General features: G+C 69.2%; 5 protein-coding genes. 2 read left to right on the top strand and 3 right to left on the bottom strand.

Annotated features, from left to right (window positions below):
• The first annotated feature begins 2 nt into the window (after positions 1-2).
• Positions 3-3266: a non-ribosomal peptide synthetase gene (locus tag M5C98_RS17905; protein WP_272548807.1), complete on the top strand. Its 3264-nt coding sequence runs from the start codon at positions 3-5 to the stop codon at positions 3264-3266.
• Entirely contained in the window at positions 3263-7405 is a 4143-nt protein-coding gene (locus M5C98_RS17900; RefSeq protein ID WP_272548806.1) for an amino acid adenylation domain-containing protein, read from the top strand. The genes M5C98_RS17905 and M5C98_RS17900 overlap by 4 nt, the downstream gene beginning before the upstream one ends.
• Positions 7406-7491: 86 nt before the next feature.
• Here M5C98_RS17900 and M5C98_RS17895 read toward each other — a convergent pair whose 3' ends face one another.
• From M5C98_RS17895 to M5C98_RS17885, 3 genes are all read right to left on the bottom strand, one after another.
• Positions 7492-9882 carry a TonB-dependent siderophore receptor gene (locus M5C98_RS17895; RefSeq protein ID WP_272548805.1) on the bottom strand — a complete coding sequence of 797 codons (2391 nt, stop codon included), beginning with the start codon at positions 9880-9882 and terminating at the stop codon, positions 7492-7494.
• 182 nt (positions 9883-10064) lie between these two features.
• The gene (locus M5C98_RS17890) at positions 10065-11105 is read right to left on the bottom strand and encodes a FecR family protein (RefSeq protein ID WP_272548804.1); all 1041 of its coding nucleotides are present in this window, start codon (positions 11103-11105) and stop codon (positions 10065-10067) included.
• Between the two features lie 10 nt (positions 11106-11115).
• Positions 11116-11727: an RNA polymerase sigma factor gene (locus tag M5C98_RS17885; RefSeq protein WP_272548803.1), complete on the bottom strand. Its 612-nt coding sequence runs from the start codon at positions 11725-11727 to the stop codon at positions 11116-11118.
• Positions 11728-11918 lie beyond the last annotated feature (191 nt).

The following is an 11918-nucleotide window of genomic DNA, read 5'->3' as shown; positions in this document are numbered from 1 at the left end:
TGATGTCCACCCTGACCGATCTCGCTGAATCCACCTTCGCGCTCAGCCCCGAGCAACGGGCCCTGTTGTCGATGGCCGATGCGGACCCTCGCGCGGCGGCACTGACCCTGGAAATCCACGTCCGCATCGACGGCCCTCTGGAGCCGCAGCGGCTGCGCGCAGCCGTGGAGGCTGCCGTGCGCCCGCACGGAGCGCTTTCTACGGCATTGCAGGCGGTGCCGGGTTATCGCGGGCTGCGCCAGCAATCGCTGGAATCGGCGCCCTCACTGGATTGGCGCGATGCCGATCTGCGTCCGTCGGCAGCCGGCAGTGTTCCGGCTGCGGCCCTTTCGACGCTGAAGAACTGGCTGCAAGGCTTGACCGACCCTCCGATGGACCCTGCGCGCGCGGCGGTACTGCGCGTGGGTTTGGCTCGCACGGCAGACGCGCAACACACGCTCGTGATCGCTGCCAGCGCGCTGTCCGTGGACCAGGGCAGTTTGGTGTCGCTGCTCGATCAGATTGCGCGCGCATATGGCGGCGAAATCGATCCCGATCTCGAAGAACCCTTTCAATATGCCCAGTTCGTGGAATGGCGGCAGGACCTGGAGGGCGGCGACGATGCGCAGCAAGGGAAGGCATATTGGCGCCGTCAGGTGGAGGGCGGCGATGCATTGCCGCCGCCGCGCCTGCAGGCCTTGATGGCCGGCCCTGCGGCGGTGCCGCGCCAGCGACTGGCACTGCGGCGCACGCTGGCCATCGATCCGGCGCTGGCGGCCCAGGTCCAGGTGGCCGCCGATTCGGCGGGCGCCCAGGTGCACACGCTATTGCAGGCCGTGTGGTGGCTGCAGCTCTCCCGCTTGACCGAGGAGAGCCGCTTCATGGCGGGATGGCAGCACGATTGCCGTGACGACTACGACGTCATGCAAGGCGGTGTAGGTGCGTTCTGCAAGGTGCTGCCAGTGAAGGTGGACATCGCCCCCCAAGCGGGGTTTATGGACTGGCTCCGACGGCTGCAAAGCATGCTCGATGCCCACGTGCAAGTGCAAGAGTTTTTCCCCATCGATGCACCGCCGCTGTCGTCACACCAGCGGTGGGGGTTCCTGGCCCGCAGCGCCCCCGCTCGCCATGGGGTGGGCAGCGCGGTCTGGCAGGTCGATGCCATGCCCGCGCCCCTGCCTTGTTTCGAGCTGGTGCTGGATGCGCAATGGTCTGCGGGACAGACGGCGCTGCTGGGCCTGCATGCTGTGGAAGGCCGCTGCACCGAGGCTGCCGCGCAGGCGCTGCTGATGCAGTTCACCACCCTGCTCGCCGCGGTGGTGAAGCAACCCGAGGCGCCGGTGAACCGCCTTTCCCTGGCCGGTGCGCAGGAACGCGCCTTTCTGCTGTCGCTGAACGATGCGGTGCTGGATGTCGGAACCCTCACGGTGGGAGAACACATCGCGCGATGGGCCGAGCTGACGCCGGACGCCCCCGCCATCGAGGCGGGCTCCCAGCGCCTCACCTACCGCGAACTCGAATCGCGTGTGGACCGCATGGCGCAGGCGCTGCACACCCATGGCTTGGCTGCGGGCGGATTGCTCGCGATCGAGCTGCCCCGATCGATCGACCTGGTGGTGGCCATGCTGGCGGCCTGGCGCGTGGGCGCTGGCTACCTGCCCCTGGAGCCCGACTGGCCGGACGCACGCCGCCAGGCCGTGCTGGCGCACGCCCAGCCGGCCTGCGTCCTGCGGGCACAAGTGGCCGACGGTGCCCCCTTCACGCAGCCTTCGTGGCGCGAAGTGGGGCTGGCCGATCTGCAATCCACAGCGCAGGCAGCGGCCGGCCGGAGCCGCGCGCCGCAAATGCAAGATCTCGCCTATGTGCTCTACACCTCCGGATCGACCGGGCAGCCCAAGGGCGTGGTGATCGGCCAGGCGCAGTTGCTCAACTATGTGGCCTGCGCCACGCAGGCGATGGACTTGGGGAGTTGCCGGCGTTGGGCATTGACCAGTTCGGTGGTGGCAGACCTGGGCAATACCGCTTTGTTCGGGGCGCTGTTCAACGGCGCCTGCCTGGTCGTTGCGGAACAAAACCAGGTCGAAGATGCGCAAGCCTTCGCGGCGTTCATGGCGCAGCACCAGATCGATGCGATCAAGATGGTCCCGTCGCACCTGGAGGCGCTGCTTGAACACGAATCTCCGGTGCTGCCGCGCACGCTGGTTCTCGGCGGCGAAGCGACGCCGGGTGCCCTGCTGGAGCGCATCGGGCGCCTGGCGCCGCAATGCCGCATCTACAACCATTACGGCCCGACCGAGACCACCGTGGGCGTGATGGTGCATGCCCATGAACCAGGCGCTCTTCTGGACGGGGCCACCTTGCCGCTCACCCGCGTGCTGGCCAACCTACGCGTCCATGTGCTCGACGAACACCTGCAGGTGGTTCCGCAGGGAGGGCGGGGCATGGTTTTCATCGGTGGGGCCCAACTGTGCCGCGGTTATCTGCACCTGGAGGCCGGCAGCGACGTGTTCATCGACGACCCCTTCGTGCCGGGCGAGCGCCTGTACCGCACCGGCGACCTGGCCTGGCGACTGCCGGGCGGCGGCATCCGCCTGGCGGGGCGGGCCGACCACCAGATCAAGATCCGGGGCTTTCGCGTCGAGCCCGCCGAAGTGGAGGCCGCGCTGCTGTCTCACCCGCACGTGGCGCAGGCCACGGTGTTCGCACGGCCGGGAGAAGGCGGTGCGCCGGAACTGGTGGCTTTTGTCGTAGCCAGCGGCCATGCACCGCCCACGTCGGCGGCATTGCGTGACCATGTGGCGGCCCGTTTGCCTTCGGCCATGGTGCCCGCGCGCTGCGTGGTGCTGGCGCAGTTCCCCCGGCTTCCGAACGGCAAGATCGACCGCGTCGCGCTGGAATCCCTGGCGGCCAATGAGGGCGTTGGCACCCCTTCACGGCCGCCCCGCGATGCCTTGGAGCACGTGCTGGCCGAAGCCATGGCCCAGCTGTTGCAGCGCGACGCCATCGGCGTGGATGACGACTTCTTCGACCTCGGCGCGCATTCGCTGCTGGTGATCAAGCTGGTGGCGCGCATCCGCAAGCTGCTGCAGCTGGAGGTCGCGCCAGGGCTGGTGTTCGACCACCCCAGCATCTCGGCGCTGGCCGCCGCGTTGCGGCAAGGCGAAGGGGATCGGGCGGCCCAGCTGGAGCAACGCGCCCAGGCCCAGCGCGCCGCTGGCGCGGCGGCCGTGCACGCAGTGCCGCCGGGGGGCGAAGGTGAAAACACCCCAGCAACGGTCCACGCATGAGCGCCTACCGCTTGGAAAACGAAGACACCATGGACGCCATCGCAACCCTCGCCCCACCGCCAGCAGTCGCCCCGCAGGCGCGTGATGTCCTGGCGCTGCCAATCGCACAGGACGAAGGCGACATCCTTCCCTGCACTCGCGCGGGCGATGAAATTCCCCTGTCCTTCGCTCAGGAGCAACTGTGGTTCCTGCAGCGCCTTGTGCCCGGCATGACGGCGTACAACCTGCCCCGGGTGCTGAAGATCGACGGCCCGCTCGATCCCGGTGCCCTGGAGCGCGCCTTCCAGGCCGTGCTGGAGCGCCACGCTATTTTGCGAACGGCCTTCATCGAGCGGGACGGTGTGCCTTTGCAGGTGGTGCAGCCGCACGTGCCGTTCCAAATCGAGCGCATCGATGCATCCGATCGCGCTGCCGGGTCCGCTCAAGCCGTCATTGCCGAGCTGGCCGAAGATCTGGCTGCGCACGTCTTTGCCTTGGGCTCTGCGCCCGCGTTGGTGGCGCGGCTCGTGCGCCTGGGCGACCACCGGCACCTGCTCGGGGTCTGCCTGCACCACATCGTGACGGACGCGGCATCCAACCCTATCCTGGCGCGCGACCTCGGCGCGGCCTATGGCCAGGCCCTGCGAAGCCCCGGCGCCGTGCGGCTGCCGGTCCTGCCGTTGCAGTACGGCGATTTCGCCGTGTGGCAGCGGGCGCAGCTGGAAAACGGTGGTTTCGCGCGCCAGCTGGACCACTGGAATGCCCATCTGGGATCGCACGTCCCAGTGTTGGAGCTGCCCCTGGACGGAGTGCGATCTGTGGAGCAAAGCTTTCGCGGCGATTCGCTGAGCTTCACACTGGAGCCCGCATTGTGCGAGCGCTTATTGCGGCTGTGCCGCGCCGAGCGTTGCACCCCCTTCATGGTGCTGCTGGCCGCCTGGCAGATGCTGCTGTGCCGTTACAGCGGGCAGACCGATTTCGGCGTGGGCGTGCCCAACGCTGGGCGGCACCGCGAATCGCTGCGCGACCTGCTGGGGTTTTTCATCAGCACCCAGGTGTTCCGGGCCAGGTTGTCGCCGCAGCAGACCCTGCGCCAGATCTGTCGCCAGGTCCGGGCCGATGCCCTGGCCGCTCTGGAACATGCCGATCTGCCGCTCGAAGCCCTGCTGGCCAGCCGCAAAGCGGCCCGGGATGGCGGACGCAACCCGCTGTTCCAGGTGATGTTCAGCTGGCAGGTGGCCGACCCATCGCTGGTGCTGGACTTGCACGGCGCACGCGCGGAGTTCATCGACGCTGGCCCGTCCGGGGCCAAGGCGGACCTGTCGCTCAACGCGGTGCTGGATGGCGGGAAGATCCATGCCCGGCTCGAATACAACACCGACCTGTTCGGCCCGGAAACGGCGCAGCGGCTGCGTGCGGGCTGCGTACGGGTGCTGGAGGCGCTGGCGGACGATCCCGATGGGTTGCTGGGAGAGCTGGACCTGTTGGATGCAGTGGAGCGATTGCGTGTTCAGGGGTGGGGAGAGCCTGGGGTGGTGTCTGAGCCGATGGGGGAAGGGTCCCTGCATGCGCGGATAGAGCGCCATGCGAAGGCGCACCCGGCTGCCATCGCGCTGGTGCTGGGCGATCGCCAGCTGAGCTACGGGCAGCTCAACCGCCAGGCCAACCAGCTGGCCCACCACCTCATCGGCCGCGGCGTGGGCCCGGAGGTCCGGGTGGGCCTGGCCGTGGAGCGGAGCCTGGAGACCATCGTAGGCATGCTCGCCATCCTCAAGGCCGGGGGCGCCTACGTGCCCCTGGACCCGCAATACCCGGCAGACCGCCTGGCCTACATGGCCCAGGACAGCGCCGTCGCCCTGGTGCTCACCCACAGCGCCCTGAGCGAATCGCTCGCCTGGGCCGAAGGCCTGCCCACCGTGGAGCTGGACACCCTGGATTGGCAGAGCGAGGCCGGGAGCAACCCCGGCCTTGCCGTGCACCCCGAAGGGCTCGCCTACGTCATTTACACCTCCGGCTCCACTGGGCGCCCCAAGGGCGCGCAACTGAGCCACCGCAACGCCACGCGGCTGCTGGATGCCACCCAGCCGTGGTTCCGCTTCGGGCCTGAGGACACCTGGACCCTGTTCCACTCCTACGCCTTCGACTTCTCCGTGTGGGAGATCTTCGGGGCCCTGTGCACGGGGGGGCGGCTCGTCATCGTGCCGTACTGGGTCAGCCGCTCGCCGCAGGACTTCGTGCAGCTGCTGCGCGAGCAGCAGGTCACCGTGCTCAACCAGACCCCCTCAGCCTTCGGGCAGCTCATGGAGCAGCGAGAGGCCTACGAGAGCGGGCTGGCGCTGCGCTGCGTCATCTTCGGTGGCGAAGCCCTGGAGCCGCAGCGGCTCAGGAAATGGATCGACCACTGGGGCGATGCGCAGCTGCAGCTCATCAACATGTACGGCATCACCGAGACCACCGTGCACGTCACCTACCGGCCCGTGAAGCGTGCCGACCTGGAAGCTGCGCGCAGCCCGGTGGGCGTGGCCATCCCGGACCTGGGGCTGCGCGTGCTGGACGGCTCGCTGCAGCCGGTGCCCATCGGGCTGGCGGGAGAGCTGTACGTGGCGGGCGAGGGACTGGCGCGGGGATACCTCGCGCAGGCGGCCCTCACCGCGCAGCGCTTCATCGCAGCGGAGGGAGGCCAACGGCTGTACCGCACGGGAGACCGGGTGCGCTGGAGCCAGGAAGGAGAGCTGGAATACCTGGGGCGGATCGACCACCAGGTGAAGATCCGGGGGTTCCGGATCGAGCTGGGGGAGATCGAGGCGCAGTTGCTGGCGCAGCCCGAGGTGAGGGAGGCGGTGGTGCTGGTGCAGGAGCGAGAGAGCGGGGCGAGGCTGGTGGCGTACCTGTCGCCGCAGGGGGGGCAGGGGATCGACATCGGGGAGCTGAGAAAGCGGCTGGGGCAGGCGTTGCCGGAGTACATGGTGCCGGGGGCGCTGGTGGTGGTGGGAGAGGGGTTGCCGCTGAACGGGAACGGCAAGGTGGACCGCAAGGCGCTGGGGCAGCTGGCGACGGCGGGGGCGGGGGAGCAAGAAGGACTGAGGACGCGGGAGTACGAGGCACCGCGGGGGGAGGTGGAGCAGGCGCTGGCGCAGATCTGGGCGCAGGTGCTGGGGCTGGAGCGCGTGGGGCGCAATGACAACTTCTTCGAGATCGGGGGCGACTCCATCGTGGCCCTGAAACTGCTCGCCCGCATGAACCAGAGCCTGGCGGCGGACCACGCTTTCTCGCTGCAGGACCTGATGCAAAAGCAGACCATCGCGCAGTTGCTGTGGGAAGCCCCGGGCGCCAGCGCTCCGCTGCGCCCCATCCAGCGCCTGGCGGCGGGGGCGGACCCCTCGGCGATGCCGCTGTTCTGCATCGCGCCAGCGCTGAGGAACGTGCTGGACTACCAGCCCCTGGCCGATGCACTGGGCAAGGAACGCCCGGTGTACGGCCTGTGCTGCACCGACCTGTCGCGCATCGACGCCATCGAGGCGCTGGCCGCCTACCACGTGGACCTGGTGCGCAGCGTCTGTCCGCAGGGGCCGGTGGCGCTGCTCGGCTGGTCGCTGGGCGCGACCGAAGCGGTCTATATGGCGTGCCTGCTCGAAGCACAAGGGCGCGAGGTGGCGTTTATCGGCATGGTGGACAGCTTCGTGATGCACGGTGGCATCGTCCCCTACGACTGGCGCGAGGAGGCCCGCACCTTCCTGGCGGATTGGGTGGATGCCGGCGCCATCGAACAGGTGCTGGACGTCCTCGGCGCGGCGGACATGGCCTGCGTGGACTCGGTGCACCGCACCACGCAGGCGGCCAATGCGCTGGTGGCGCAACTGGGCATCGATCCGGGGCAGGGAGACATGGTGGAGAAATTCATGGCCTACCGTCGGCTCGATGCCGCGATCATGAAGCTGCCTCCGTTGCCGTCGCTCCGGGCCGTACCCGATGTCTGGTGGCGCGCAGACCGGCCCCCGCAAGAGGTGACGGCACTGGCGGACCAGCTGGGTGGGCGCCTCCGGCTGGGCGCGCCGATCGGCGCGAGCCACCGGCAGATCATTCAGCACGGCGATCTGCTGCAGGCCTGCCGCCAGGCGATACGGGCCACGGCAACCGAGCTGCCGCAGCGGCCGGCCTGAGGCCATTGCACCGCCCCCATTCGAAGGGGGCGTGCAGCGCCGCCGCATTGTCTGCGGCAGCGGCCTGCGACTGGCTCACCCCCGGCTCACCACCTGTACTTGGCCGTGGCCGTCAGCGTGCGTTCGCGCCCCATGTAGCACTCGCGCTGGTAGCAGATGGTGTTGTACTTCCGGTCCAGCAGATTGGTGGCGTTCAGCGCGAAGCGCCAGGGGCCCTGGTCGTAGCGCAACGCGGCATTGAGCAAGGTGAAGCCGCCTTCGGCCGTCGCGTTGGCCTCGTCGTTCTGGCGCTCGCCCACGTAGTTCACGCCCGCGCCCACGCCGAAGCCGCCGCCGATCGCGTAGTCCAGCCAGAGCGATGCGGTCTGCTTGGGGATCGTGACCGGGATTTTCCCCACCTCGCTCGTGTCCGCGCTCTCCAGCACCTTGAGATTCAGCACCGTGAACGAGGCGGTGGCGCTGAGCCCGCGCATCAGCTCGGCCTTGGCCTCCAGTTCCAGCCCGCGGGAGCGTTGCTTGCCGATCTGCCGGGCGTCCGATGTGATGCTGTCGTAGGTCACCACGTTGGTCTTTCGCAGATCGAACAGCGCCGCAGTGAACAGGGTCTTGCCGCCCTCTGGCTGGTACTTGACCCCCACCTCCACCTGCTTGCCCCGGCTCGGCTTGAACGGGTTGTTGTTGGCGTCTGCGCCACTCGTGGGCAGGAACGATTCGGCATAGCTCGCGTAGGGCGACCAGCCCCCGCCCAGCAGGTAGTTCACCCCGACGCGGCCGCTGAAGGCGTCGTCGCTCTGCGTCGTGCGCTGGGCGTTCAGGCGGTTGTCGGTGGTGGTCTTGACATGGTCCTGCCGCCCGCCCAGCGTGGCCACCCAGCGGTCGCTGAAGCGGATCTGGTTCTGTGCGTACAGCCCGATCTGGTCCGTCTTTTGCGTGAAGTCGGCCATGGCCGTGCGCGGTGTCGGCACGGACATGCCGTACACCGGGTTGAGCAGGTCCAGGTTGGGGCCGATGCCCCGAAAGCGCAGCGCGGTGCCTTCGAGGTGGTTCCAGTCCACCCCGAAAAGCAGCGTGTGCTGCACGGCGCCCGTGCGCACCGAGCCCTGCAGTTGCGTGTCCAGGGAGCCCTGCTTCAGCCCGTCGTCCCAGGAGCGCGTGCTGCGTGAAATGGTGTGCCCATCCGCCAGCACCGAGTCTGCCCACAGCGCATTGCGTTCCAGTGCGATGTCGGTATAGCGCGCGTTCTGGCGCACCGTCCAGCCGTTGTTCAGCGCGTGCTCGAACTGGTAGCCCAGCGAAGACTGGTCCTGCTGGAAGCGGCTGAACGACGGGTCGCCGTACTTGACGTGCCGCAGGTTGCCGTCCGGCCCGAAGAAATTGGCGTAGTACGGATCTTCTCCCGATTTGTCCTTGAGGAACTCGCCCAGCAGCGTGAACGACGTGGCGGCGCTCGGCTGCCAGCGCAGCGACGGCGCGAGGTACACGTGGGTGCGGTTGATGCGGTCGCCGTTCGGGTAGCGGTCCTGGTCGTTGCTGTCCAGGCCCACGCCCACCAGGCGAAAGCTCAGGTCGCTGCCTTCGCCCAGGGCGCCGCCCACATCGAAGGCCAGTTGCTTGCGGTCGAAGCTGCCGTACTGGACCTCGATCTCGCGCGTGGCATCGGCGCTGGGTGTCTTGCTCACGCGGTTGATCACGCCGCCGGCATCGCCCTGGCCGAAAAGCACCGAGGCCGGGCCGCGCAGCACTTCCACGCGTTCCAGCCCGTAAGGCTCGGTCATGCGGTAGACCACGCCGAACTGCGTCTGCGGCAGGCCGTCGCGGTAGCTGCTGGTGTTGCCCGGGAAGCCGCGAATCGCGATGTATTCCCAGCCGCGGTTGTCCGGCCCATAGGCCGCCACCGAGACGCCGGGCGTCTGCGCCACGATGTCCATCAGGTCCAGCGAGCCGCGCGCATCCATCTCGGTGCGCCCGATCACCGAGATCGACTGGGGCGTCTCCAGCAACGCGGTGTCCGTCTTGGTGGCCGTGCGGCTGCGCTGGGCCACGTAGCCGTTGACCGGGCCATCGGGCCGCTCGGTATCGGCCCCGGCTTTCACCACCACGGTGGACAAGGTGCCGCTGGCGGCCTGCCGGCTGGCCCGGCGGATGGCATAGCCCCCGCCAGCGGCGTTGCCGGCCTCCAGCGCGCTGCCGGCCAGCATGGACTGCAGGGCCTGCTCCACCGTCAGGCGGCCCGAGACCGGGCGGGACTCGGCCCCGGCCACCAGGTCACCAGCCGCGAACACCGGCACCCCGGTCTGGCGCGACAGCTCGGCCAGCGCGCCCGCCAGCGGCTGGGCCGGCACCTTCACGTCGAAGGCCTGCGGCGCCACGGCCTGTGGCGCCTGGGCCAGGGCTGCGGGGCTCCAGCCGGCAAGAAGGGTTCCGAACGCGGCGGCAAGCGCCGCGCCCAGCAGGGACTGACGGGGAAAGGAATGCATGGCTCTGAAACTCCAGGTAAATCGAACGACAAGGCAGCGGTCCATCGCGGTCCAGGCGCACTGGCCCTCGGGCGGGCGTGGCTTGTGCTTTGTTCCCATGACGTTCGGGCACGCGAAACGGAGACATCCCGTGGCCGGTTTCTTTTGTCCGAGGTGCTTCTCCCCGGCGTCCCTTCGTTGTGTCAGCGGGCGCGCAATTCGACGCCGCCATCCGCCCGGGCGTGCACGGTCAAGGGCAGGATCGTCGGCAGCGCGGCCAGCAAAGCGGTGGAGTCGCCCGCGCGGAACCGGCTGGACAGGCGCAGATCGCCCACCCGCTCGTCGGCCAGCGTGATCGGCTGGGCGCGGTAGGCATTCACCGTGGCCAGCGCATCGCGCAGCGGTTCGTTCCTGAAAACCAGCCAGCCCTCCCGCCAGGACGACAGCAAGGCAGGGTCCACCGAGCGCACCGGCTCGGTCCGGCCGTCCCGGATTTCCAGCAACTGGCCCGGGTACAGGTCGATCGCCGGGCCTGCCGCGCTGGCCGGGTCGGCCGGGCTGGCATTGCCCGGGGCTGCCAGCGGTTGCACGCGCACATGCCCACGCTCCACCCCCACGGTGACGGCACCACCCCGGTCGCGCACCGTGAACACCGTGCCGACCACCTCGATGCGTGCCCCGCGGGCCAGCACCACGAATGGGCGGTCCGCATCGCGCGCCACTTCGAAACGGACATCGCCCCGGGCCATCCGCACGCTCCGATGCTGCCGGTACAGCGCCACATCGATCGCGCTTTGCGGTGACAGGTCCAGCCGGCTGCCCGGCGCGCCATCCTGCCCATCGGCCAGCGAGACCTTCAGCACCTGGGCGGTGCGCGCGGCGTAGGCGGCGGTGAACACGGGTTGCTGCCAGATCCACTGTACGCCGCGCCCAGCCAGCAGGCCGGTGCCCAGCAGCGCGGCGGCAGACAGCAGCAGGCGCCGTGAGCGCCCCGCACCCGGCGGCGCAATGCCCGCAGCCGCATCGCTGAAATGGGCTCGCAGGTCGGTCGAGACGCTGCCGATGGCATCCCAGCGCCGGCGCGCTTCCTGGGCCGCAGCTTCGTGCTCGCCCGAGCGCTGGCGCCATTGCGCCAGCGTGGCGCGCGCGTCCTGCGCGGCCGGGTCGGGGGCGACATCGGCCTGCACGATCAGTGCGATCGCGTGTTCGATCAAGCGCTCGCGCGGCGCAGGGGCCAGTGACATGCTGCGCGGGTCAGGAAAAGTCTTCGGCCAGAGCGGCCTCGAAGCCCGAGCGGCCCGACGGGCTCTGGTGCTCGATCAGACTGGCGCGCAGTTCGGCGAAGACGCGGGAGCAATCCACCGTGGCGCGCACCATGTGCTTGGCCACCGCCATCTCGGTGATGCCCAGGCGCTCGGCGATTTCTGTGCGCGTGTGGCCGTAGGCCCGGAACAGCAGGAAGACCTCGCGGCGCCGGGGCGGCAACTGCTCGATCATCGCCACCAGCCGCTGCAGCACCTGGCGCTGCGCCGCGAAGTATTCGGAAGAGGGAACCGCCCCGTGGCGCTCGTCGCCCGCATGCTGGCTGGCCCAGTCCTGCGCGACCCTGCGCTTGCGGTAGTCGTCGATGCACAGGTTGCGCGCCACCCGAAAGAGCAGGGCGCGGGGCGACTCGATGGGGGCCGCAGAAGAATGCGCGGCCGATTCGCGCGGTGCCGAGCCCTTGGCTCCCACGGCCTGGGCATAGACCCGCTCGAAGCTCGATTGCGCGATGTCGGCCGCATAGTGCGGGTCCCTGAGCTCGTACGTCAGGTGCCGGCGCAAATCCCCATAGTGGGCCACCAGTTCATGGATCAGATCGCGCATGAGGCCGTTTCCCGCAGATGCCAATGATCGGACCCCAGGCACCGCCACAGAGCGGGCCGCCCATCCGGCAACGCCGCCGGTGCGCGGGCGGCGCTACAGAAAACGGTGGCCTGGGTTCAATGCGAATAGTTCGCATTTGAATCATAGCATGGGACCGCGTGGGGTCCTCATCGGGCCGCGCTCGGGGCCAG

Origin of the sequence: Acidovorax sp. NCPPB 3576 (assembly GCF_028473605.1) — a bacterium.
In the GTDB taxonomy this organism is placed as follows: Bacteria; Pseudomonadota; Gammaproteobacteria; order Burkholderiales; family Burkholderiaceae_C; genus Paracidovorax.
This window is presented reverse-complemented; position numbering and strand designations above follow the sequence as displayed.